This is a genomic window from Pseudomonas sp. LBUM1641, assembly GCF_059716235.1.
Genome location: NZ_CP166815.1, coordinates 5,896,016 through 5,920,799 on the forward strand (window position 1 = coordinate 5,896,016; position 24,784 = coordinate 5,920,799).

Annotated in this window: 18 protein-coding genes and 1 pseudogene; 14 read left to right on the plus strand and 5 right to left on the minus strand. The window is 60.9% G+C overall.

All coding sequences use genetic code 11. The annotated features are described in order from the left end of the window. Nucleotides 1-24 precede the first annotated feature (24 nt). From ACA046_RS27120 to ACA046_RS27165, 10 genes are all read left to right on the plus strand, one after another. The gene (locus ACA046_RS27120) at nt 25-1,194 is read left to right on the plus strand and encodes a PilZ domain-containing protein (protein WP_497675326.1); all 1,170 of its coding nucleotides are present in this window, start codon (nt 25-27) and stop codon (nt 1,192-1,194) included. 2 nt (nt 1,195-1,196) lie between these two features. Further along, entirely contained in the window at nt 1,197-2,588 is a 1,392-nt protein-coding gene (gene algK / locus ACA046_RS27125) for an alginate biosynthesis TPR repeat lipoprotein AlgK (RefSeq protein ID WP_497675327.1), read from the plus strand. Beyond that, entirely contained in the window at nt 2,585-4,072 is a 1,488-nt protein-coding gene (locus ACA046_RS27130; protein ID WP_459023674.1) for an alginate export family protein, read from the plus strand. Before algK ends, ACA046_RS27130 begins: the two co-directional genes overlap by 4 nt. After that, nucleotides 4,072-5,664 (plus strand): mannuronan 5-epimerase AlgG, encoded by a 1,593-nt coding sequence (gene algG / locus ACA046_RS27135; RefSeq protein ID WP_459023676.1) that lies wholly within the window; start codon nt 4,072-4,074, stop codon nt 5,662-5,664. The genes ACA046_RS27130 and algG overlap by 1 nt, the downstream gene beginning before the upstream one ends. A gap of 11 nt (nt 5,665-5,675) precedes the next feature. Next, entirely contained in the window at nt 5,676-7,124 is a 1,449-nt protein-coding gene (locus tag ACA046_RS27140; RefSeq protein ID WP_459029420.1) for an alginate O-acetyltransferase, read from the plus strand. A gap of 8 nt (nt 7,125-7,132) precedes the next feature. Continuing rightward, a complete protein-coding gene (locus ACA046_RS27145; protein WP_143503550.1) occupies nt 7,133-8,242 on the plus strand; it encodes a mannuronate-specific alginate lyase in 1,110 nt (369 codons plus the stop codon). A gap of 217 nt (nt 8,243-8,459) precedes the next feature. Continuing rightward, entirely contained in the window at nt 8,460-10,025 is a 1,566-nt protein-coding gene (locus tag ACA046_RS27150; protein ID WP_497675328.1) for an MBOAT family O-acyltransferase, read from the plus strand. A gap of 11 nt (nt 10,026-10,036) precedes the next feature. Next, the gene (locus tag ACA046_RS27155; RefSeq protein ID WP_497675329.1) at nt 10,037-11,224 is read left to right on the plus strand and encodes an alginate O-acetyltransferase; all 1,188 of its coding nucleotides are present in this window, start codon (nt 10,037-10,039) and stop codon (nt 11,222-11,224) included. A 16-nt stretch (nt 11,225-11,240) separates the two neighbouring features. After that, on the plus strand, nt 11,241-11,897 hold the full coding sequence (locus tag ACA046_RS27160) for an alginate O-acetyltransferase AlgF (protein WP_318303498.1): 657 nt from the start codon (nt 11,241-11,243) through the stop codon (nt 11,895-11,897). 215 nt (nt 11,898-12,112) lie between these two features. After that, a complete protein-coding gene (locus tag ACA046_RS27165; RefSeq protein WP_459023682.1) occupies nt 12,113-13,564 on the plus strand; it encodes a mannose-1-phosphate guanylyltransferase/mannose-6-phosphate isomerase in 1,452 nt (483 codons plus the stop codon). A gap of 103 nt (nt 13,565-13,667) precedes the next feature. On the opposite strand, the gene ACA046_RS27170 is transcribed toward ACA046_RS27165, so the two are convergent. After that, nucleotides 13,668-17,051, minus strand: a complete 3,384-nt coding sequence (locus ACA046_RS27170) for a dermonecrotic toxin domain-containing protein (protein WP_497675330.1) — start codon at nt 17,049-17,051, stop codon at nt 13,668-13,670. A gap of 197 nt (nt 17,052-17,248) precedes the next feature. Between ACA046_RS27170 and ACA046_RS27175 the strand changes: the two genes are divergently transcribed. Both ACA046_RS27175 and ACA046_RS27180 read left to right on the plus strand, forming a co-directional pair. Then, entirely contained in the window at nt 17,249-17,713 is a 465-nt protein-coding gene (locus ACA046_RS27175) for a multidrug transporter (RefSeq protein ID WP_167663427.1), read from the plus strand. A gap of 17 nt (nt 17,714-17,730) precedes the next feature. Continuing rightward, on the plus strand, nt 17,731-18,543 hold the full coding sequence (locus ACA046_RS27180) for an SDR family oxidoreductase (RefSeq protein ID WP_497675331.1): 813 nt from the start codon (nt 17,731-17,733) through the stop codon (nt 18,541-18,543). A 120-nt stretch (nt 18,544-18,663) separates the two neighbouring features. On the opposite strand, the gene ACA046_RS27185 is transcribed toward ACA046_RS27180, so the two are convergent. After that, nucleotides 18,664-19,545 carry a LysR family transcriptional regulator gene (locus ACA046_RS27185; RefSeq protein WP_459023688.1) on the minus strand — a complete coding sequence of 294 codons (882 nt, stop codon included), beginning with the start codon at nt 19,543-19,545 and terminating at the stop codon, nt 18,664-18,666. 111 nt (nt 19,546-19,656) lie between these two features. On the opposite strand from ACA046_RS27185, the gene ACA046_RS27190 reads away from it, so the two are divergent. Together ACA046_RS27190 and ACA046_RS27195 are read left to right on the plus strand one after the other, a co-directional pair. Next, a complete protein-coding gene (locus ACA046_RS27190; RefSeq protein ID WP_497675332.1) occupies nt 19,657-20,847 on the plus strand; it encodes an MFS transporter in 1,191 nt (396 codons plus the stop codon). Continuing rightward, complete coding sequence (locus ACA046_RS27195; RefSeq protein ID WP_076014367.1) at nt 20,844-21,245, plus strand: DUF4440 domain-containing protein; 402 nt, start codon at nt 20,844-20,846, stop codon at nt 21,243-21,245. The genes ACA046_RS27190 and ACA046_RS27195 overlap by 4 nt, the downstream gene beginning before the upstream one ends. A 256-nt stretch (nt 21,246-21,501) precedes the next feature. Here the strand turns inward: ACA046_RS27195 and ACA046_RS27200 are convergent. From ACA046_RS27200 to ACA046_RS27210, 3 genes and pseudogenes are all read right to left on the minus strand, one after another. Continuing rightward, nucleotides 21,502-22,399: pseudogene (locus tag ACA046_RS27200) on the minus strand (efflux RND transporter periplasmic adaptor subunit); the annotation flags it as partial. A gap of 10 nt (nt 22,400-22,409) precedes the next feature. After that, nucleotides 22,410-22,610 carry a DUF1656 domain-containing protein gene (locus tag ACA046_RS27205; protein ID WP_076014369.1) on the minus strand — a complete coding sequence of 67 codons (201 nt, stop codon included), beginning with the start codon at nt 22,608-22,610 and terminating at the stop codon, nt 22,410-22,412. Then, nucleotides 22,600-24,783, minus strand: a complete 2,184-nt coding sequence (locus ACA046_RS27210; RefSeq protein WP_459023692.1) for an FUSC family protein — start codon at nt 24,781-24,783, stop codon at nt 22,600-22,602. The genes ACA046_RS27205 and ACA046_RS27210 overlap by 11 nt, the downstream gene beginning before the upstream one ends. Nucleotide 24,784 lies beyond the last annotated feature (1 nt).

Consider the following 24,784-nt stretch of genomic DNA (forward strand, 5'->3'; position numbering starts at 1 on the left):
TGAATTAACTAGGAACTAAACACCATGAATAGCCAAGTAAACGCCAACGTTGTCCACGAATCCGAAGCCCAGCGCCAACACGCCCGGGTAAAAATCCCGGCCAAGCTGCGCTTCTTCGGCGCCGACCACACGCCGATGGAAGTGCGGGTCATCGACCTGTCCGCCGGCGGCCTGGCGTTCAACGCCCCGCAACAGCCGCTGAAAGTCGGCGATGTGCACAAGGGTCGCCTGCAGTTCGTGATCGATAACCTGGGCCTGGCGATGGACGTCGAGCTGCAGATTCGTTCCTACGACCGCCAGACCGGCCGCACCGGTTGCCAGTTCCAGAACCTCGATGCACAAGACATCTCCACCCTGCGCCACCTGATCACCTCGCACTTGTCCGGCGACATCGTGACCATGGGCGACGTGCTGGCGACCCTGCAACGCGACAACTTCACCAAGGCGCGCAAGGTCAAGGACAGCGGCAGCAACATGAGCGTCGGCGGCCGCCTGCGGGCCGTGACCTTCAGCCTCGGGATCTTCGTGGTGGGCCTGGCGGCATTCGGCTTCGTAGTCAAATCGGTGTACGGCATGTACTTCGTCAGCCACGCCACTTCCGGCCTGGTGAGCGTCCCGGGCATGAACGTGACCATGCCTCGCGACGGCACCGTGCAGAGCCTGATCAAAGGTGACGCGGTCGCTGCCAAGGGCGCGCCATTGGCGACGTTCAGCACCAGCATGCTCGATGTGCTCAAGGGCCATCTGGACGAAGACCAACTGCAACCGGCCAAGGTTGAAGAGCTGTTCGGCAAACAAATGACCGGCACCCTCACCTCCCCGTGCGACTGCGTCGTGGCCCAGCAATTGGTCGCCGACGGTCAGTACGCCAGCAAGGGCGATGTGATCTTCCAACTGGTACCGCGCGGCAGCCAGGCCAACGTTGATGCACGCTTCTCCTATCGCCAGTTTGCCGACGTTCGCCCGGGTACCCGCGTGAACTTCCAGGTGGCGGATGAAGAGCAGGTGCGTACCGGCACCATCGTCAGCAGCACCAGCCTCAACAGCACCGAGATGTCCTCCGATATTCGCGTGCAGATCAAACCCGACGCCCCACTGGACAGCACCTATGCCGGTCGCCCTGTTGAAGTCACCAGCGACCGCGGCCCATCCCTGAACTGGCTGATCGACAAAGCCATGGCTGCAGGTCTTTAACCATGAGCGCCCTTCGATCCCTGCCGGTTCCATTGGCGCTGGCCATCGCCCTGGCCGGTTGCGCCGGCCTGCCCGACCAACGCCTGGCCAATGAAGCCCTCAAGCGTGGTGACACGGTCACCGCGCAGCAGAACTACCAGCAACTGGCAGACCTGGGCTACAGCGAGGCCCAGGTGGGCCTGGCGGATATCCAGGTCGGCACCCGCGACCCCGAGCAAATCAAGCAGGCCGAAGCGACCTATCGCGCGGCTGCCGATACCTCGCCCCGTGCCCAGGCACGCCTGGGTCGCCTGCTGGTGGCCAAGCCGGGCGCCACTGAAGCCGAGCACCACGAAGCCGAAGGCCTGTTGAAAAAAGCCTTTGCCAATGGCGAAGGCAACACCCTGATTCCGCTGGCAATGCTGTACCTGCAATACCCGCATGATTTCCCGAACATCAACGCCCAGCAGCAAATCAGCAAATGGCGCGCCTCGGGTTACCCGGAAGCCGGCCTGGCCCAGGTGCTGCTGTATCGCACCCAGGACACCTACGACCAGCATCTGGATGAAGTGGAAAGCATCTGCAAGGCCGCGCTGAACACCACCGATATCTGCTACGTCGAGTTGGCCACGGTCTACCAGAAAAAAGCCGAGCCGGAAAAACAGGCCGAGCTGCTCAAGCAAATGGAAGCCGGCTACAGCCATGGCACCGTCACCGCCCAGCGGGTCGACAGCGTCGCTCGCGTACTGGGTGATGCAAGCCTGGGCAAGACTGACGAAAAAACCGCCCAGGCCCTGCTGGAAAAAATCGCCCCGGCTTACCCGGCGTCCTGGGTCAGCCTGGCGCAACTGCTCTACGACTTCCCGGAACTGGGTGACGTCGATCAGATGATGAAGTACCTGGACAACGGCCGCGCCGCCGACCAGCCCCGCGCCGAACTGTTGCTGGGCAAGCTCTACTACGAAGGCAAGTGGGTCCCGGCAGATGCCAAGGCCGCCGAAGAACACTTCCAGAAAGCCGTCGGCCGCGAAGTGGCTGCCGATTACTACCTCGGCCAGATTTACCGCCGTGGCTACCTGGGCAAGGTCTACTCGCAAAAGGCCCTGGACCATCTGCTGACCGCTGCGCGCAACGGCCAGAACAGCGCCGACTTCGCGATCGCCCAACTGTTTTCCCAAGGCAAGGGCACCAAGCCCGACCCGCTTAACGCCTATGTCTTCAGCCAGTTGGCCAAGGCCCAGGACACGCCGGAAGCCAACGACCTGGCGACCCAGCTCGAAGCTCCGCTGACCCCGGAACAACGCGCCGAAGGCCAACGCCTGGTGCAACAGGAACTGGCCGTGCGCGGCACCCTGGCCCAAAGCACGCTGCAATTGCACGCCCTGCAAGAAGAAGACGGCGAGGAATCCCTATGAAGCTCAATCCATTCGTCAAGGCCGGCATCGGCCTGACCTTCGCCCTGCTGTGGTCGTGCCCGACCCTGGCCGCGCTGACCGAAGCCAAGAACTTCGGCCTGGAAGTCAAAGTCACCGGCCAGTCCGAAGATGACCGCGACCTGGGCACCCAGAAAGGCGGCGACGTCAACGGCATCGGCCTTGACCTGCGCCCCTGGATCTACGGTGAGAGCGGCAACTGGAGCGCCTACGCCATGGGCCAGGCCGTGACCTCCAGCGACATCATCGAGACCGATACCCTGCAACAGTCCTCGGATGACACCACCGAACAATCGAGCAACGACGACCGCAAGTCGAAGAAAAACTACCTGGCGATGCGCGAGTTCTGGGTCGCCTACGGCGGCTTCACGCCCTACCCCGGCGAGATCCTCAAGCTCGGTCGCCAACGCCTGCGCAATGACGACGGCCAATGGCGCGACACTAATATCGAAGCGCTGAACTGGACCTTCGACACCACCTTGCTCAAGGCCAATGTTGGCGTCGCCGAGCGTTTCAGCGAATACCGCACCGACCTCAAGGAACTGTCGCCCAAGGACAAGGACCGTCAGCACCTTTACGCCGACGCTGCCTATCAGTGGACGCCAGGCCAGTGGATCGGCCTGCGCGCTCACCACACCCATGACGACGGCAAGCTCGACTTCCCGGAACCGGGCGTGGCCACCGATTCGCTGGACAAACGCGAGAACGGCGACCTGACCTGGCTCGGCATCGAAGCCAACAGTGACGCCTATAACTGGCGCAACACCAACACCGTCAACTACTGGGCGAGCGTCACCGGCATGCAGGGTGACCGCGACACGGTCAACGCCTTGAACGCCGACGGCACCCGCCCCACCAATGCCAAGCGCAGCGATGACGTGAATGGCTGGGCCACCGATTTGGGTGTGCGCCTGCGCCTCGACCCGCAGTGGCAAGTGGGCGCCGCCTACTCCCGCGCGAGTGCCGAATACGAGCAGAACGGCTTGCAAAGCAACCGTTCGAACTGGACCGGTACCCAGTCCCGCGTCCACCGTTTCGGCGAGGCGTTTCGCGGCGAGATGAACAACATGCAGTCCATGAGCCTGTTCGGTTCGTGGCAGCTGCGCGAGGACTATGACGCAAGCCTTGTGTACCACAAGTTCTGGCGCGTCGACGGTAACAAGCCGGTGGGCAGCAACGGCATCGACGCCGTGCAGAACAACACCGATGACGTGACCGGCGCGATCCTGTCCAGCACGTCCCTGCCGCTTGAAGATGGCAAGAAAGACCTGGGCCAGGAGATGGACCTGGTGGTCACCAAGTACTTCAAGAAAGGCCTGCTGCCGGCCGGGCTCAGCCAGTCGATCGACGAACCGTCGGCCCTGGTGCGCTTCCGTGCAGGCGTGTTCAAACCGGGCGACGCCTATGGCAGCCAAGTCGACTCGTATATGCATCGCGCCTTTGTCGACGTGATCTGGAAGTTCTGATGGGAGCCTGCGCAATGAACCCTCAAGCCCTCAAAGGCTCGGTCAGCCTGCTGGTCGCAGCCATGCTGCTGGCCAGCACTTCGGCCTTCGCCGATGTCGCGCAGCAGGTCAAGGCGCCGACCATCGCCAAAGAGCTGCAACAGGCCAAGACCTACACCATCTCCAGCCCGCCGACCGCGCCGCTGGAGTTGGCCAAGCCTGCGCTGCCGGACGTGTCCGGCTACACCGCGGCCAATATCGCCAAGAAAATTGTGCGCACCAAACCCGGCAAAGTCAGCATCCGCCGGATGATGCAGGAAGACGCCCTGAAGGACTTCATCGGCGGCGACAACAAGATGGCCGAATGGGTAGTGCGCCAGCACGGTATTCCCCAGGCGATCTTTGTCGACGACGGCTACATGAACCTCAAGGACCTGCTGAAGAAAGTGCCCAAGCAGTACTTGAGCGAAACCTCGCCGGGTGTGTTCCTGGCCAAGTTGCCGATCGTGGTGGGCCGTAAAGGCATCCTCGAAATCGACAAGCAGACCCAAGAACTGCGCCTGTCCCAGGAAGCCGGTTCGTTCCTGATCAACGACGGCCAGCTGTTTGTGCGTGACACCAAAATCACCGGCTGGCGCGAGAAGACCAACGGCCCGGCGACCTTCCAGTCGCCCAAGGAATTTCGTCCGTTCCTGCTGGCCTGGGGCGGCACCGAGACCTACATCGCCAACAGCAAGATGGCCAGCTTCGGCTACGCCAACAGTAAGTCGTATGGCGTGAGTATTTCCCAGTACACGCCGAACATGGCCAAGGTGCTCAAGCGCCCCGAGCCGACGGGCTGGATTGTCGACTCCGAGTTCTCGGACATGTGGTACGGCTTCTACTGCTACGAAACCACCGGCTTTGTGCTCAAGGGCAATACCTACAAAGACAACATCGTCTACGGCATTGACCCCCACGACCGTTCACACGGTTTGATCATCACTGACAACACCGTCTACGGCACGAAGAAGAAGCACGGCATCATCATTTCCCGGGAAGTGAACGACAGCTTCATCTTCAACAACCGCAGCTTCGACAACAAACTCTCGGGCCTGGTGATCGACCGTAACAGCGTCAACAACCTGATCGCCGACAACGAGATCTACCGCAACCACACCGACGGCATCACCCTCTATGAGAGCGGCGATAACCTGCTGTGGGGCAACAAGGTGATCAGCAACCGTCGCCACGGCATCCGCGTGCGTAACAGCGTGAACATTCGCCTGTACGAGAACATTGCCATGGCCAACGGGCTGACCGGCGTGTACGGCCACATCAAGGATTTGACCGACACCGACCGCGACATCGCCCTCGACCCGTTCGACACCAAGGTCTCGCTGATTGTGGTGGGCGGTGAATTGGCCGCCAACGGCAGCGGGCCGCTGTCCATCGACTCGCCCTTGAGCGTCGAGTTGTACCGCGTGTCGATGCTTGCGCCGACCAAATCCAGTGGCATCAGCTTCTCGGGCGTTCTTGGCGATCGCCAGGAAGAGATCCTCGACTTGCTGGTACGCCAGAAGAAAGCCGTGCTGATCGACCCTGTCGAACGCCAGACCGAAATGCAGGACTGAGGATGACCTTTATGCACCCACACATGATCAAACTGCTCAGCCTTTCGGGTTTGACCCTCGGCCTGCTCGCGGCCAGCCAGGGCGTGCGCGCCGACGAAGTACAGGCCCCGACATTCAGCGCCGAACCGTGCTGCAGCCTGTGCCCGGCTGCCCACGACGCGAAGAACTACACCACGCGCTACCAGCAGAACTTCACCACCCTGGTGCAAGCCCAGGGCGATTGGTTGTTCCGTACCCAGGAAGACCTGCGCACCGAATTCGACACCAGCCCCGCCGGCTACAAACGCATGCAACAGCTGCACGATGCGTTCAAGAGCAAGGGCGTGGAACTGGTGGTGGTCTACCAGCCAACCCGTGGTTTGGTGAACCGCAACAAGCTCAACCCTGAAGAGAAAGCCAAGTTCGATTTCGACAAGGCCCTGGGCAACTACAAAACCATGCTCGGGCGTTTCGCCAAGATGGGCTATGTCGTGCCGGACCTGTCGCCGCTGACCAACGAGCAGTTGCCGGATGAATTGCCGGCCCACGACTTCTACTTCCGCGGTGACCAACACTGGACGCCATACGGCGCCCAGCGCACCGCCAAAATCGTCGGCGCGAAAGTGCGCGCGATGCCTGAGTTTGCCGGCATCCCGCAGCGTGAATTCGAGACCAAACGTTCCGGGCGCATGGGCAAGACCGGCACCCTGCACAACATGGCCGGGCAACTGTGTGGCACCAGCTACGCGATCCAGTACATGGACCAGTTCACCACCGAGCCCAAGGGCGAAGCGGCGGACGGCGACCTGTTCGGTGATTCCGGCAACCCGCAGATCACCCTCGTGGGCACCAGCCACAGCGGCAAGAACTACAACTTCGCCGGCTTCCTGGAACAGGAAATCGGTGCCGACATTCTCAACGTCGCCTTCCCCGGCGGTGGTCTCGAAGGCTCGATGATCCAGTACCTGGGCAGCGACGAATTCCAGAAGACCCCGCCGAAGATCCTGATCTGGGAATTCTCGCCGCTGTATCGCCTCGACCAGGAGACCATCTATCGCCAGATGATGTCGCTGCTGGACAACGGCTGCGAAGGCAAGACCGCCCAGATGAGCGCCAGCACCACGCTGAAACCCGGCAAGAACGAATTACTGGTTAACAGTTCGAACAAAGACCTGCGCAACGCCAGCCATCAGGTCGACATCCGCTTCGCCGACCCTTCGGTGAAAACCTTGCAAGCCACCCTCTGGTACATGAACGGGCGCCACGAGGACATCAAGATCGACAAACCCGAAACATCCGATACAGACGGGCGTTTCGCCTTTGAACTGCGCACCGATGAAGACTGGGCCACGCAAAACCTGCTGGCCGTGGAAGTGCAGGGCCCTGAAGCGGGCCAGGCAGCGCAGAAAGTCGAAGCGAAAATTTGCACACGCAACGTATTCCCCGCCGGTGGTCAACAGACCGCATCTGCCGGGCAATGAGGTTACTTATGCAGAAGCTATTGATTCCAACATTACTGGGCATGGCGATCTTCGCCGGGTCCGTCAATGCCGCCGCGCCATTGCGTCCACCCCAGGGTTATTTCGCCCCGGTGGAAGCATTCAAGACCGGCGACTTCAAGAATGACTGCGACACGATGCCGGCGCCGTACACCGGCTCGCTGCAGTTTCGCAGCAAGTACGAAGGTTCGGACAAGGCTCGCTCCACGTTGAACGTGCAATCCGAAAAAGCCTTTCGCGACAGCACCGCCGACATCACCAAGCTGGAAAAAGACACCAGCAAACGCGTGATGCAATTCATGCGTGACGGCCGTCCGGAGCAGCTGGAGTGCACCCTGAACTGGCTGACCAGTTGGGCCAAGGCGGATGCGTTGATGTCCAAGGACTTCAACCACACCGGCAAGTCCATGCGCAAATGGGCGTTGGGCAGCATGGCGTCGGCCTATGTGCGCCTGAAGTTCTCCGATTCCCACCCGCTGGCCAACCACCAACAGGAGTCGCAGTTGATCGAGGCCTGGTTCAGCAAAATGGCTGATCAGGTGGTGAGCGACTGGGACAACCTGCCGCTGGATAAAACCAACAACCACTCCTACTGGGCCGCCTGGTCGGTGATGGCGACTTCCATCGCCACCAACCGTCGCGACCTGTTTGATTGGGCCGTGAAGGAATACAAGGTCGGCGCCAATCAGGTCGATGCGCAAGGCTTCCTGCCGAACGAATTGAAGCGTCAGCAACGGGCTTTGTCGTACCACAACTACGCCCTGCCGCCGCTGGCGATGATTGCCAGTTTCGCCCTGGTCAACGGTGTTGACCTGCGCCAGGAAAACAACGGCGCCTTGAAACGCCTGGGCGACAACGTGCTGGCCGGGGTGAAAGACCCGGAGATCTTCGAGAAGAAGAACGGCAAGGAACAAGACATGAAGGACCTCAAGGAAGACATGAAGTTTGCCTGGCTTGAGCCCTTCTGCACCCTCTACACCTGCGCGCCGGATGTGATCGAGCGTAAGCACGGGATGCAGCCGTTCAAGACGTTCCGCCTCGGGGGTGACCTGACCAAGGTCTTCGACCCGGCGCACGAGAAAGGCAACAAAGGCAGCTGACGAAACGCACTTCAAATGTGGGAGCGGGCTTGCTCGCGAAGGCGGTGTATCAGTCGCCCTCTGTGTTGAATGACACACCGCATTCGCGAGCAAGCCCGCTCCCACATTTTGAGCCGGTTTCGTCAGTGGGAATGTAATACCGCCCCTCTCCGTTTTCGGTGGGGGGTTTGGGGGGGCCGTTGGCCCTTGACTGTTGGTTAAACATGGAGAGATCGGGATGGTTTTCTCGTCCAATGTGTTCCTGTTTCTGTTCTTGCCGATCTTCCTCGGCTTGTACTATTTGAGCGGGCAACGCTATCGCAATCTGCTGCTGCTGGTTGCCAGCTATGTGTTCTACGCCTGGTGGCGAGTCGACTTCCTGGCACTGTTCGCCGCCGTGACGCTGTGGAACTACTGGATCGGCCTCAAGGTCGGTGCGGCAGGCGTGCGCACCAAGCCGGCCCAGCGCTGGCTGCTGTTGGGTGTGGCGGTCGACCTGTGCATCCTCGGCTACTTCAAGTACGCCAACTTCGGCGTCGACAGCATCAATCTGATGATGAAGTCGGCGGGCCTGGAACCCTTCATCCTGACCCACGTGCTGTTGCCGATCGGTATCTCGTTCTACATCTTCGAGTCCATCAGCTACATCATCGACGTGTACCGCGGCGATACCCCGGCCACCCGCAACCTGATCGACTTTGCGGCGTTCGTGGCGATCTTCCCGCACCTGATTGCCGGCCCCGTGTTGCGCTTTCGCGACCTGGCCGACCAGTTCAACAACCGCACCCACACCCTCGATAAATTCTCCGAGGGCTGCACGCGGTTCATGCAGGGTTTCATCAAGAAGGTGTTCATCGCCGACACCCTGGCGGTGGTCGCCGACCATTGCTTCGCCCTGCAAAACCCCACCACCGGCGACGCATGGCTCGGCGCGCTGGCGTACACCGCGCAGCTGTACTTCGACTTCTCCGGCTACAGCGACATGGCCATCGGTTTGGGCTTGATGATGGGTTTCCGCTTCATGGAAAACTTCAAGCAGCCGTACATCAGCCAGTCGATCACCGAGTTCTGGCGGCGCTGGCACATCAGCCTGTCCACCTGGCTGCGTGACTACCTCTACATCACCCTGGGCGGCAACCGTAAAGGCACGCTGACCACCTACCGCAACCTGTTCCTGACCATGCTGCTCGGTGGCCTGTGGCACGGTGCGAACATCACCTACATCGTGTGGGGTGCCTGGCACGGCATGTGGCTGGCGATTGAAAAAGCCATCGGCCTCAACACCGCACCGCGCAGTTTCAACGTCGTGCGCTGGGCCTTCACCTTCCTGCTGGTGGTGATGGGCTGGGTGATCTTCCGCTCCGAAAACCTGCACGTTGCCGGCCGTATGTACGGCGCGATGTTCAGCTTCGGCGAGTGGTCACTCTCGGAACTCAATCGCGCCAGCCTCACCGGCCTGCAAGTGGCAACCCTGGTGGTGGCATACGCAACCCTGGCGTTTTTCGGTCTGCGGGACTTCTACAACAACCGTCCACCGGAAAAAACCAAGCCTGTGGTCAACACCCAGGCCCATGGCCCGGCGACTGCACAACCTGGCTTGATCAAGGCCGTACCGGGCGACACCCCGGGCAGCATCCATGAGCCCGGCTACACCGTTGGCACCGAGGCCACCGTGCAACCGGCCTACTGGACCGCCACCTGGCCACGCTACGCCATGCGCGCCGCAGTACTGCTGCTGTTCGTGGCGTCGATTCTCAAACTTTCGGCGCAGAGCTTCTCGCCGTTCCTTTACTTCCAGTTCTGAGGGAGCCGACCATGACCCGTTCATTACGCGTCCTCTATATCGCCTTGTTCATGGCCGTGCTGCTGGCGTTGGGCGCCTGGTCGATGCGCAGTTTCCTGGGCTTCAGCACCAACGCCGACGCTACCGTGCTCAACGGTCGCTGGACCAAGGCCGTCGAGACCCATTACGACGACCAGTTCCCGATCAAGCGCCTGGGCACCAACCTCTGGGCAGCCCTGGACTACAAGCTGTTCAATGAAGGCCGCCCTGGCGTGGTGATTGGCCGCGATCACTGGCTCTACAGCGACGAGGAATTCAACCCCATCGTCAACGAAGACCAGAACCTGCAAGGCAACTACGCCTTGGTGGAAGGCGTGCGCCAGAAGCTCAAGGCCCAAGGCATCCAACTGGTAATGGCGATCGTGCCGGCCAAGGTGCGCCTGTACCCGGAACACCTGGGTGAAGTGCAGCCGGCGAGTATCCACGCCGGTCTGTACCAGGACTTCCATGCCCGCATGGCCGCCGACAAGATCGTCGCTCCCGACCTGATGGGCCCGCTGCAACAGGCCAAGCTGCACGGCCAGCAAGTGTTCCTGCGCACCGACACCCACTGGACACCGGACGGCGCTGAAGTGGCGGCCAAAGAATTGGCCAAGACAATTGCCAACAAAACGCCCCTGAGCGGCGAGCCTCAACGCTTTGTCACCGAAGCCGAGAAGACCGAGCCACACAAGGGCGACCTGCGCCTGTTCCTGCCCCTGGACCCGCTGTTCGAAAACCTGATGCCACCCAAGGAGCCGCTGCAAAAACGCGTGACTTACCTGGCTGAAACCAAAGGCGACGACGCCCTGTTCACCGACAGCGAAACCCCGGTGGCCCTGGTGGGCACCAGCTACAGCGCCAACCCGAACTGGAACTTTGTCGGCGCGCTGAAGCAAGCCCTGGGCAGCGACGTCATCAACTACTCCGAAGACGGCCACGGCCCGATCCTGCCAATGCTCAGCTACCTGAAAAGCGACGACTTCAAGAACAGCCCGCCACAGGTGCTGATCTGGGAGTTTCCTGAACGTTATCTGCCTGTGAACAACGAAATCGGCGATGCCGACCCGCAGTGGGTTGCGCAGCTCAAACAAGCCGGTGCGCGCCAACAGAACATGGCTATCAACACCCCCGCCGTTAAAAACATGAACTCCGAGACGCCCAACCGGGCGCAAAACTGAAAGAGAGGTAACTCACATGACTTTCACTACTACTCCGCGTCGTCTCGCAAAAACCTTTGCCCTCGTTGCAGGCATGAGCGTTATTTCGATGTCCGCCTTCGCCGGTGGCGACGCCGCCCTCTACGGCCCCGTCGCGCCAAAAGGCTCGAGCTTTGTGCGGGTATACAACGCCAGCAACCAGGAAGTCAGCGCCACCGTCGGCAGCACCAACCTCAACGAGGTTGCCCCGTTGGCCAGCAGTGACTTCAGCTTCATGCCGGGCGGTGACTACAGCGCCAAGGTCGGCAGCCAGACCCTGCCGGTCAAGCTCGCCTCCGACCACTACTACACCTTGGTCAGCAGCGGCAGCGGCCAGCCACAACTGATCGAAGAACCGCCGTTCAAGAACAAGCAGAAATCCCTGGTGCGCGTGCAGAACCTCAGTGACAAGTCGCTGACCCTGAAAACCGCCGACGGCAAGACCGACGTGGTCCAGGCCGTGGCCGCCAAGGGCCGTGGCGAGCGCGAAATCAACCCGGTGAAGGTCAGCCTGGCCTTGTACGAAGGCGACAAGAAAGTCGGCGACGTGAAGCCGGTAGCCCTGGAGCGTGGTGAGGCCGCAGTGCTGTACGTCACCGGCAGCGGCGCCAACCTGTCGCCAGTGTGGGTCAAGCGCCCCGTGTCGACCCGCTAACTATTTACCGGACTAACCGCACCCCTGGAGGAGCGAGCTTGCTCGCGAAGAACGCTAACGATGACGCAGCGCCCTGGTTTATCCCGGCGCTCTCAGGTTTTTCGCGAGCAAGCTTGCTCCTACAGGATTAAGCGGCCAGCCCGGACCGAGACAAAAACAAGAGTGAAACGACAGAACGCAGTAGCTCTAACCCATATTGATTCAAGGAGAAACACATGATCCCAGTAATCCTTTCCGGTGGTAGCGGCTCACGTCTTTGGCCGCTTTCGCGTAAACAGTTTCCCAAGCAGTTCCTGGCCCTGACCGGCGAGCACACCTTGTTCCAGCAAACCCTGGAGCGCCTGGTGTTCGACGGCATGGACGCACCCATCGTGGTCTGCAACAAAGACCACCGCTTTATCGTCAACGAGCAACTGGCCGCCCGCAAACTGGAAACCCAGCGCATCCTGATGGAACCGTTCGGCCGCAACACCGCGCCGGCCGTGGCCCTGACGGCAATGATGCTGGTCAACGAAGGCCGTGACGAGTTGATGCTGGTGCTGCCGGCCGACCACGTGCTGGACGACCAGAAAGCCCTGCAACGCGCCCTGGCCCTGGCCACTGTGGCCGCTGAGCGTGGCGAGATGGTGCTGTTCGGCGTGCCGGCCACCCGTCCGGAAACCGGCTACGGCTACATCAAGTCGACCAACGATTCGCTGCTGCCCGAAGGCGTCAGCCGCGTGCAACAGTTCGTTGAAAAACCCGATGAAAAACGCGCCGCCGAGTTCGTCAAAAGCGGTGGTTACTTCTGGAACAGCGGCATGTTCCTGTTCCGCGCCAGCCGCTTCCTGGAAGAGCTGAAAAAGCACGACCCGGACATCTACGACACCTGCCTGCTGACCCTGGAACGCAGCAACCACAGCGCCGACACCATCGACATCGACGAAGCCACTTTCGCCTGCTGCCCGGACAATTCCATCGACTACGCCGTGATGGAAAAAACCCAACTGGCCTGCGTGGTGCCATTGACCGCCGGCTGGAGCGACGTGGGTTGCTGGGCATCGCTGTGGGACGTGAATGAAAAAGACGCCAACGGCAACGTCAGCAAAGGCGACGTGGTGATCCAGGACAGCAAGAACTGCATGATCCACGGCAACGGCAAGCTGGTGTCGGTGATCGGCCTGGAAAACATCGTGGTGGTAGAAACCAAGGACGCGATGATGATTGCCCACAAGGACAAGGTCCAGGGCGTCAAGCAGATGGTCAACACCCTCAACGAACAGGGCCGCAGCGAAACCCAGAACCACTGCGAGGTCTACCGTCCGTGGGGCTCGTATGACTCGGTGGACATGGGCGGCCGCTTCCAGGTCAAGCACATCTCGGTCAAGCCGGGCGCGTGCCTGTCGTTGCAGATGCACCACCACCGCGCCGAACACTGGATCGTGGTCAGCGGCACTGCCGAAGTCACCTGTGACGAGAACGTGTTCCTGCTCACCGAGAACCAGTCCACCTACATCCCGATCGCCTCGGTGCACCGCTTGCGCAACCCGGGCAAGATCCCATTGGAGATCATCGAGGTGCAGTCCGGCAGCTACCTGGGTGAAGACGATATCGAGCGTTTTGAAGATATCTACGGTCGGTCTACGCCGATCGAGCGTGGCGTGTCGGTGAAAACCATCGCGCAGTAAAAGAGCGGCACAAGAAGCCCCCGTCACACCGACTGCGTCCCCTATCCGCAGCCGGTGGGTCGGGGGCTTTTTCAGATCAATGCCCCAGCGCTTTCAAACGCGCTCACCCGAAATAGTCGGGAAACTGATTTGGCCCCAAATACAGGAAGTTCGACTCAGTCAGCTTGATTTCTTTGTTCATCTTCAGCTCAACGAACGGGCTGCCCGCCGTGATGGAACCCAGATCCTGCGGAACCTGATCAGTGCTGAATATCACCATGTAGTCGCCCCTGCCCACATAGCGTTCATTCCCCAGGAACAACAGGTTTTCGACGTTCTCGCCGTTAAATTGCTGACCGGGGGCGTTAACGTACACGCCGCCCTTTGAACCCGCGCGCGTTTCCCCACGCGACAGGTCATTGATATTTTGCCCCCGAGCGATCGCTTCGGCGCCTTCCTTGCTGGTGTAGTGGATATAAATGGGTTGCCCGTTGTGCATGCCTGAGTCCACGGCCTTCTGCCAATCCGGATGATTGACCAGTTGCTTATTCGTTGTAGCGAGTGAGGCAGAGTTGCCTGGCCGGCCAAGGGCCTTTTGCGCCTGGGGCTGGCTGGCCTTCTTTGAACCTGGGGTTCCTGACTTGATACCACCCGGCAAACGATTCAATCGCCATTCGCCCTCGCCCGCCGACTGCAGGAATGCCACAGTTTTTTTGGTTTGCGGGTCAATGACTCGTACAGCTCCCCCCTCGACCTTGTACACCGGGCTGATTTCATAGGGTTTGCTGACGCCGCTGCCATCTGTGTAACGCACATAAAACTGCTCGCCGACTTGATAAGTGCCATCGCCCCGCATCGTACGGCCGCTGAGCAGGCTGTCAGGCACGGAATGGGCGCTGATATCCGGCAATGCGCGAACTGAGACGCCCCCTGCCGGTACCTGGTGTGCCGCCGGTGTGGTCGTCAGCGGCACAACGACTCTGCTTGCCGGCGCCGGGTTAAGGACCGGGCGCATAATTGGGCTGGCCTTGCTACCCGCGGCCATGCCGCTGCCGTCGCCATACCGGGCATAGATCATGGCAAGGCGGTTGGGTTTGTTGAGTACGTTGACGATGGATTGTCCCGGTGCCCGGATGACACGCAGCCCCGCCTTGGTCAGCCGGGTCGCGGTCGAAACGCCCTTTCCGACAATGGGCAGCAGGTCCATGAACATCGTGGCGACCTCGATGCCAAACAGGGTCTTGTTGTATCTCGATTCTTTAGCTACTTCATCTGAGCTGACAGATCCGACGTCCGCCTTATCGATCAGTACTTCCGTCAGTTGTTTGTACAGAGTGTCCTGTAAATTACCCTGGATAGGCGTGAGGTAGGCGTTGCTACCCAACTCATTCACCCGTACCAGCCGCCCCACATTTTCAACAATGCTCCCCTGGGCGATTGCACTCAAACCGTCCGGATTGAGCGGCGATGTTTTGCTACTTGCGTAGGTTCGCCATCCCGGTTCTTTGAAAAGCGCACTGAGCGCCGCCTGATTGGCGACTTCCCGAAAGGAGATCCCGTCGGGCGCATCCGGGCTATACAGCACAAGCGGCCCGTCCTGGCCGTTGCCAATGGCGACCACCCCCTGAAGCTCCTGACCGTAGTGGCTGACGGTGTTGGCGACAACGGTCTTTCCATCCACTTGGGGCCGCGTGGCAGCGTCCGGAAAATCGAGCACGGCCCGGACCCATTCAGGTCCCGAGGAGCCTTGTGGATAAGCCTGCGGATTCAACTGCCCCAGAAACGCCTGCTTCTGCATGACATCCGACAGGTTGGCTTTCCATGCCGAGCGCAGTTTCCCCGGTGCTCCCGTCTGGGCGTCAGGCGCCATTCGTTCCTTGAGCAGGGTGATGTAGTTACCGCCCACATCCAGCTCATTCACCAGAGTCTTGAGTTCCTCGGTTCCCAACACCACGGGTTTTCCATCTGCCCCGAGCACCGGCTTGCCTGAAACATCGGTCAGCTTTGCGGCGAATTTCACCTCAACATGCTGGTGGCTTTCTGCGGCGGGCCATGCAGTAGGGTTTTTCAGGGCAAGCTCAATCAATGAGCTGTGCTGCCTGCTGACATTGCGCGCAACGTAAGCGCCTTGCCGACCGGTATGAGTTCTGGATTGTGTGGTGGTGGTGACCACGATCTTGTCCGGGTCGATATTTACCGTGGGGTATTTTTTCCTGAGCGCCGCCGCCAATTTGTCACGGGCAAAGCCCTGCAGTGAAGGAATCGCTTCCAGCAACGGCACCAGTGACTGGAGGGATTGCTGCTCGCTCGCCTCCAGAGACTTGTATTCGCCCTCGTTCATGCGCGACAGGTTTTTCAGCCACTGCGGCTGTTGTTTATCTTCAAGCCTTTCTCCCCGGGCGAGCATTGCGTTGCTGCCGTCCAGTTGAGTAGACCAATTGGCGGCGCTGTTCATGGCCTGGGAGATTTGTGGGCCGTTCATGTCGCTGGTGTCTGAGTGAGTCAGTGCATTCAGTTCGGCTTTTTGTCGCTTCAGAAGCTGAGGAATCGCTTCAGCAATCACGTCCCCTGAGGTGGGAGCGAAACTGAGCATCAGGTCTTCGCCGCGTAAAGGCTTGCGCAGGTTTTCCGCCGACAAGGGCAAGCTCTGTGACAGCAGCTCTGCAGGAACGCCCCCTTTGTCAATTCGTTGCATCAGCGTCGCCTGCAATTGGGCAGGGGTCGCGAACTCCTCAAAGCCCTCACCGGGGGTGTAGAGCACCACAGGTCCGTTGTCTTGGTTGGCAAGCATGTTTTTATTGCCGTTGGGCCAGTGAGGCTGGGTTTGCAGGGAGCCATCGGTGGCGGTAATCATGAAGGCCCCGGCCAGGCGCGCGCCGTTCAGCGTCGTGTCATCAACCGTGAGCGGATATACACCGGGCCGCGCACCGTTGGGGAAAGCGCTTTCCCGGGACGCCAGGGTCGGATAACGGAACGCGTTGTCGATCAGCGCTTTGCTCGCCGGGCTCAGGGTACCGTCCTCGACGCGCAGGGCCGCTTGAGTGGAGAGCATTTGGCGGTGCAGGTTGATCAGTTGGTCTTGAGGCGGGCTGGGGTCTGTTTCAGTGGGGCGGGGAGACGTCCAGAATCGAGTGACGGCGTTGGCAAACAGCTCACCAATTTGCCCTACGGCGCCAGGCGTCTTGGCAACGTACTCCTGATACTCCTGCACAAACTGCTCATAGGTGGGCTGCTGGCTGACCAGCCGGTTGATTTTAACGTTGAGCATATCGTGCTGGGTGAGAAACCCCTGTTGGGCAGAGGCGGGCCTACCAAAAACATACTCGGCGACGGTGGCCGGACGAATGCTCCGAACGACCGGCATAGCAGGTGCACCAGGGACGGCCTGGCCAGAAAATGACGCCGCGCTACTGAGCTGAGGCGTCTGGTTTTCAGCGGCTCGCTGGCCGTTTAAAGCTGAAGGAGGGGCAAGATCGGGCTGATACTCGGTATGACGTTTAACAATCATTGAATGGACCCTGTGCAAAAGGGAGTTAGTCCATTGTTACCCTGGTAAAAGAGATATCACTCCAGTGATGAATCAATCCGTGGTGTAAGAGTGCCAGCGGGTTCCGGTGGTAAAAGTGCAATGCATTACCGCAAGTGATTAGGCTTGGCCCCCGGGCTCAGCTACGATGAATGCTCATGGCAAGCGAGGGTTTTATCGTGTTCATCGGCGTTCTACTGATCATCACCTGGTTGATCCTCCTGCTGCGCTATCCGGCCAAGGCGTTGCCGGTTTCCCTTGCGGCCGCCATCGGCCTGGGTTTGGTCGCGGTAGGCGTAGTGTGGCTGGACAAGCGTGAGGCCCAACAATTGGCACGCCTGGAATTGCGCACCGTCTACGCGCCTCAAGAATGCCCGGCAGACCGGCCACTCAAACTCACTCTGAACAACGGCAACGATGTGCCACTGACCGAACTGCGCTGGCGCGTCGCAGCTTATGCACCAGGCGACACCGTCAACCTGGCCGACAACGTCTACGCGGCCCCACGCTATCGCGGCCCCGGCGAACTGCAAGCCGGCGCCACCTGGGAAGACTGCCTGCCGGTACCGCCACTGCGCCCCGGCTATCGCCCGCAAACCCTGGAATTTCGCGCCGAGCATTTGCAAGGCAGCTTCTCCGACTAACAACAAAGGACTGATCCATGCCCAACGTACTCATCACCGGGTGTTCCAGTGGTATTGGCCGTGCCCTGGCGGATGCCTTCAAGCAAGCCGGTTTTGACGTGTGGGCCAGCGCCCGGCGCACTGATGATGTGACGGCACTTCGCGCCGCCGGCTTCAACGCCGTGCAACTGGACGTCAACGACAGCGCCGCGCTCGCTCAATTGGCCGGCCAGATCGGCGAGCTGGATGTGCTGATCAACAACGCCGGCTACGGCGCCATGGGCCCGCTGCTCGACGGCGGCACCCAGGCGATGCAGCAGCAATTCGAGACCAATGTGTTTTCAGTGGTCGGGGTGACCCAGGCGCTGTTCCCGGCCCTGCGTCGTCGTAAAGGGTTAGTGGTGAATATCGGCAGCGTGTCCGGCGTGCTGGTCACACCGTTTGCCGGTGCGTATTGCGCCTCGAAAGCGGCAGTGCACGCCTTGAGTGATGCGTTGCGCATGGAACTCGCGCCCTTCGGCGTACGGGTGATGGAAGTACAGCCGGGCGCCATCGATACACGTTTTGCGAAAAACGCCGGCACCCAGGCCGAGCTGTTGATCAATGAAAAATCGCCTTGGTGGCCGCTGCGCGAAAGCATCCGCGCCCGGGCCAAGGCCTCCCAGGATCGGCCTACGCCCGCCAGCCAGTTTGCGGCGGATGTCCTGAAGGCCGTGCAACAGACAACACCGCCACGCCTGTTACGCTCGGGTAATGGTTGCCGGGCATTGCCGTTGATGGCGGCGCTGTTGCCCAAGGGTTTGCTGGAGACCGTCTTGAAAAAGCGCTTTGGCCTAAGCGGCCAGCTCTAGTGACTCCCCCCCGTAGCAGCTGTCGAGCCCCAGCGAGGCTGCGTTGGCAGCACCTCGATTAACGAGCCAGGCGCTGAACCGAGGCGCGCCCGACGCAGCCTCGCTGGGGCTCGACAGCTGCTACCGGGGAGTAAGGCGGGGCTGTTTCATGAAATCAATGAACGCCCGTACTTTCAGCGGCAAATGCCGGGTATCCGGATACATCGCATACACCCCCTGTGGCGCAAATCGATGACCCGGCAGCAGACGCACCAAACGCCTCGCCTCCAGGTCTTCCTGCACCAGCCACTGGGGCAGGATCGCCACACCATGCCCGCGCACGGCAAAGGCCTGGAGAATGGCGGCGCTGTCCGCAACCAATGAAGCCTTGCCAGGCCCCGGGCGATACATATGTTCGAGGCCTGCCGGATCAACCACCGCCAACTCCGTCAGCCGCCCATGGCCCAGTTTGGGCAATTGCTCCAATTCATCCAGCGTGGTGACCCCGGCAAACTCCGGCGCGGCCACGGCAAAAATCTCGTAGCTCGACAGCTGCACCGCCCGGTGATTGGAGTCGAGCATCCGTCCCAATCGAATGGCCACATCAAACCGCTCGGAGATCAGGTCAGCGTGGCTGGAGGATGTGGATAACTGGACGTTCAATTCCGGGTGCAGGCCGCGAAAAGCTTCCAGTGCCGGCACCACCACGGCCAATCCGTATTCGACGGTGGTGGTGATACGCAACGTGCCTTTGAGCTGGCTGTGTTCCGAACGGGCTTCCTCGACCGCCAGCCGTGCCTCTTCCAGCATCCGCGTGCAGCGCAGGTAAAAGCGTTCACCGGCATCGGTCAGTGCCAGTTGCCGAGTACTGCGGGTCAGCAGGGTGACACCCAGTTCGGCCTCCAGGCGCTTGAGGTTGAAGCTCACCACCGCCCGCGTTTGCCCGAGGAAGTCAGCGGCTGCGGTCAATGAACCAGCCTCGACCACGGCCTTGAAGGTGTCGAATCGATCCAGGCTGACCATTGGCCACACCCTCCTTTGTCAAAATATTTTTGACAAACTAACAGTCAAACCGCTGTTTCCCAAGTGCACGCACCCGCCTACCCTGCCGCCATCCACTGCAGGAACAGCGCAATGACCTACCGCTCGAAAGTCACCTGGATCTTTCTACTGGGCTTCGCCCTCGACCTGGTGAACATGTTTGTCGCCGCCATCGCCTACCCGGATATCGCCCGGGAGTTACACGCCTCGATCACGCAACTGGCGTGGATCGGCAACGCCTATATGCTCGGCCTGACCGTGGTGATTCCCCTGAGCGTGTGGCTGGCGGCGTTGATGGGTGAACGACGCTTGATTGCCGTAAGCCTGCTGCTGTTCGGTGTGGCCTCGGTGCTGGTGGGCCAGGCCGCATCGATTGAAGCGTTGATCGGCTGGCGCCTGCTGCAAGGCCTGGGCGGTGGCGTGTTGATTCCTGTCGGCCAAGCCCTGGCCTATCGGCATTTTGCGCCGGCAGAACGCAGCCAACTGACGGCCAAAGTCATGCTGGTGGCGTTACTGATTCCGGCGTTGTCGCCAGCATTGGGCGGCTTGGTGGTGGACAGTGTGTCGTGGCGCTGGATCTTTTTCGCCAACCTGCCGCTGGCGCTGATCACCTTGATGTTGACGTTGAGCTGGCTGGAGGCGGACACGCCCGCTGCCACCCGCCCAACTCTGGATCTCGGCGCGGTGCTCGCGCAGATTCGCCGGCCAATGCTGCGGGTCGCGATGCTGGTCTACCTGTTCATTCCGGGCGTGTTTATCGGCACCAGCCTGGTGGCGATTCTTTATCTGCACGGCCTCGGGTTTAGCGCCAGCCACATCGGCGCGCTGATGCTGCCGTGGGCGCTGGCCTCGGGGCTGGCGATTGCCTTGAGCAAAAAACTGTTCAATCGCTGCGGGCCTCGGCCGTTGCTGTTGGCGGGCATGCTGCTGCAATCCATCGGCATCCTGTTGCTGATCGAGCCACACCCGATAGTCGTGGTGCTCGCCTACATCCTGATGGGCCTGGGCGGCAGCCTGTGCAGCAGCACCGCGCAAACCCTGGCCTTTCTCGACATTCCGGCCGAGCGCATGGGGCATGCCAGCGCCTTGTGGAATATCAATCGGCAATTGAGTTTTTGCCTCGGTGCCGCCGTGCTCAGCGGGGTGCTGGCCGCGCTGGACTCCTTCACCGCGACCTTCGCGATTGCCGCAGCGTTGACCCTCTTCCCCTTATTTGCAGTACTGTGCCTGGATGCGTCCAAAGTACGGACACTGCTTCACCCTGCCAGCGAGCCCACACAATGATTGATTACCGTGATTTTTTTGATGAAGTGATCCAGACCCATGTCGAGATCGAACAATGGTTTGCAGGCGTTGCGCCCGAGGGAACACTGAACACCTTGTTGGCGCGCTTCTCCCCCGACTTCAGCATGATTGCGCCTTCCACCGGCACGCGGATGAACGCGGCCGGGGTCAATTACCTGTTCACCCGCCTGGGTGGCCAGCGTCCGGGGCTGAAGATAACCTTGAGCGAACTGACTGGCATTGACCGTCATGCACGTGGCGCGACCGTGACGTATCGCGAGCATCAGATCGATGACAGCGGCACCCAGACCGACCGCCGCGCCACCGTAGTATTCGAAAAACTGGCCAGCGGCGCCCTGCTATGGCGGCACTTGCACGAGACCTACTGCCAGGCCTGACTTCCCAAACAACAGAAATCAACTGTGGGGCTTGTCGGGTCGCCGCATCGCTGCGATGCAGACACCTCGATACACCTGAAAGCACTGGATCAAAATGTGGGAGCGGGCTTGCTCGCGAAGGCGGTGTGCCAGTCAATACATGTGGCGATTGATCCACCGCCTTCGCGAGCAAGCCCGCTCCCACATGGTTACTGCATTTTCTCAGGTTGACCGAGGTGTCTGCATCGCAGCGATGCGGCGACCCGACAAGCCAGCTCCCACATTGACCCGGTTCCTGCCAGGGAATTGAGGGTGTATCAGAGGTCGTCGTTAACGATCACGGTGCAGGTAATCCCCGCCGCCAACAGCACGCCCTCCGGCACTTCATCGATGTGAATCCGCACCGGCACCCGCTGGGCCAGACGCACCCAGTTGAAGGTCGGGTTCACATCGGCGATCAGCTCGCGGCTCTCCGGGTTGTCCCGGTCGTAGATCCCGCGTGAGATGCTTTCCACGTGGCCCTTGAGGGTTTCGCCGCTCATCAACTGCATGTCTGCCTTGTCCCCGACTTTGACGTGGGGCAGCTTGGTTTCTTCAAAGAAGCCATAGACCCAGAACGAGTTCATATCCACCACCGCCATCTTCGCCTCGCCGATGCGTGCGTAGTCGCCACGGTGCACGTTGAGGTTAGTGACGTAGCCGTCCACCGCCGCCACAACCTGGGTGCGTTTGAGGTTCAGTTCGGCTGCTTCGAGTTGCGCCAACGCGTGCTGGTAATCCGCCAGGGCCGAGTCGGCGATGTTGCTGGCGTCGTCGCGGTTTTCCTTGGAGATCACCAAGGCGTCGAGGTCGGCGCGGCGGTGGGCGTTGACCTTGCGCATCTCCCAGGTGGCCTTGCGGGAAGCCACCAGGGATTGCGCCTGCTTGACCGCAATCTGGTAATGCTCGGGGTCGATCTGCATCAGCAGGTCGCCCTTTTTCACCAACTGGTTGTCACGCACCGGGACATTGACCACCTCGCCCGTAACGTCGGCAGCGACGTTGATGATGTCGGCGCGCACGCGGCCATCGCGGGTCCATGGGGTTTCCATGTATTGCACCCACAGCGTACGACCAATCCAGATCGCCAGGGCCAGTACCAGCAAGGTCGCGAGCAGGCTGAAAAACTTTTTCATCGGGGCATTCTCAACGGTAGACGGTCAGCGCCAGGGCGCCGAACAAGCAAGCGAACAGGCTCAGGCGCAGCAGCGCCGGGTGCCAGAAAAAACGGTACAGATCAAAGCCGGCCAGAAACCGGTCGAGGGCCCAGGCCACGCCCGCCGCGATAAAAAACATCAGGGTCATGGTGGGCATGTAGACGCCGTGGAAGGCGATTTCACGAGGCATGAGCGGGTCCTTCGGACTTGAGTGCAGCCAGGGGTGATTGCGGGTCCAGCAATGAGGTACGGATAAAGTGCAGGTAGCTTTTCACCCGGCGCAGGGCCGAGGTGTCGAAGTGCGGGGCGAAGGGTTCGTCGGTGGCCTGCACCCGGCTGATCGCATGGTCCACGGCGATCAGGCTGCGCTCCAGGTTGCTGGCGCTGGGTTGCAGGAACAGCCGCACCAACGAGCGGCCCATCACCCGGATCGCTTGGCGCCACGGCTGGGATTCGGCATACGCCGGGTGTACCGGCAAGATCGCCTGTTCCTTGCGCAACTCGATGATCGCGTGGCCGACTTCCAGCACCACGAACATCCAGCGCAGCAGGTTGCGTTGCACCTGGGGTTGCCCGGCGGCGAAGCCGTAGGCCTGGTGCAGCAGGTCGCGGGTGCGGCTTTCGAAACCTGACGCCAGGCCCTTGAGCTTGCCGCTGATGGCGAACACCACTTGCTCGCGCAAGTCCTGCTCCAGCCGGCGCCACAACCAGCGGCTGTTGGGCGGCAGGATGATCGCGCCCGCCGCCGCACACACCAGCATGCCGATGACCATCGCGATGTAGTCGTTGATGAAGGTGTACGGGTTATAGATCGTGAGGTTGTCCGGCACCGAGCCGGTACTGAAGAAAATCAGCAACCCCACGCCAACCCCGGCGTACTGCGGGCGCGAAGCCAGGAACGAACCGAAGATGATCACCGGGGCGAGCATCACGCACAGCAGCGGGAAACCGTCGATCCAGGGGAACACGAAGAACATTTCGACAAACCCCACCAGCGCCCCGATCAAGGTGCCGCAGGCCATTTGAAACGCCATGCGCTTGGGATTGGGCGTGGCGGCCGACAAGCCCACCGTCGCCGCGGCGATCAGGGTCATGGTGGCGCCGCTGGGCCAGGCCGTGGCCACCCAGTAACTGCCGAGGACGATCAGGATAAATGAAGCGCGAATCCCCGAGGCGGCGCAGGCCAGCCAGTTGGTTTTCGGGGTATAGGGCTCGTCCCAGTGTTCGCGTTCATGGCTGTGATCCGCGAGGGACGCGTGGGTCTGGGCGTAGTTGTGCAAGTCGTCGACGAAACGGTACAGCAGCTCATAGGCAGTGTGGAAATCCAGCTGCTCGGCGTCACTGGGCTGACTTTCCTGGAAGCTCGTGCGCAGGCTGCGCACCTTGGCGGGCAGGCCTTCCTTATAGGTATTCAACTGATTGGCCAGGCGCGCCGCATCGGGGCTGATGAGGGCGCGGCCGGAAAAACCGTCGAGCAATTCCGCGAGGTCTTGCAGGCCGGGCTTGATAGCGGCCACCACGTGATCGGCCTCTTGGCTGCGCAGGCGTTCCAGCAACTGGTGCAAGGCGTTGAAGCGAGTGGTGATGCTCATGAACTCACTGTTCAAGCGCGTCAGCCGGCCATTGCGCCGGCGCATGTGCGGGTCTTCGAACACGGTGATGCTACGCAGGCCTTCCAGGCCCACGGCTTCAGCGATGAAGCGCACGTTGCTGCGCTCAAACCCTTCACGCTCACTGCGACCGCGCAGGCCTTCGGTGACGAACAACGCAAACACACCGAAGCGCTGGTACAAGGCGTTGCGCATCGCGGCGCTGGCGGTTTGCGGCAGGATCGCTGCGCTGACCAGCGTGGAGCAGACAATCCCCAGGGAAATTTCCAGGACCCGCCACACCGCCGCCATGAACGCGCCGTCGGGATGGGCCAAGGCCGGCAGGCCAACCATCGCGGCGGTGTAGCCGGCCAGCACAAAACCATAGGCGCGAAAGTTGCGATTGCGGGTAGCGCCAGCAGTGCAGATGCCGACCCAGATCGCCAACGAACCGAGGAACAGTTCCGTGTTCTGCGCGAACAACGCGATCAGAAACACCATCACCGCCGAGCCCGCCAGGGTGCCAAGGAAGCGGTAAAAACTCTTCGCGAATACCTGGCCGCTCTGCGGCTGCATCACGATAAATACCGTGATCATCGCGGTGCGCGGCTGCGGCAGTTCCAGGCGCATGGCCAGCCACAGCGTCAGGAACGCCGCGATCAGCACCTTGAAGATATAGACCCAGGTCACGCCGTCACTGCGCGCCCAATCGAAGAAACCACGGCGCCACTCAAGGGAGTGCAACCAGCGCAGCGGTGCAGGCAAGGGAGTCATT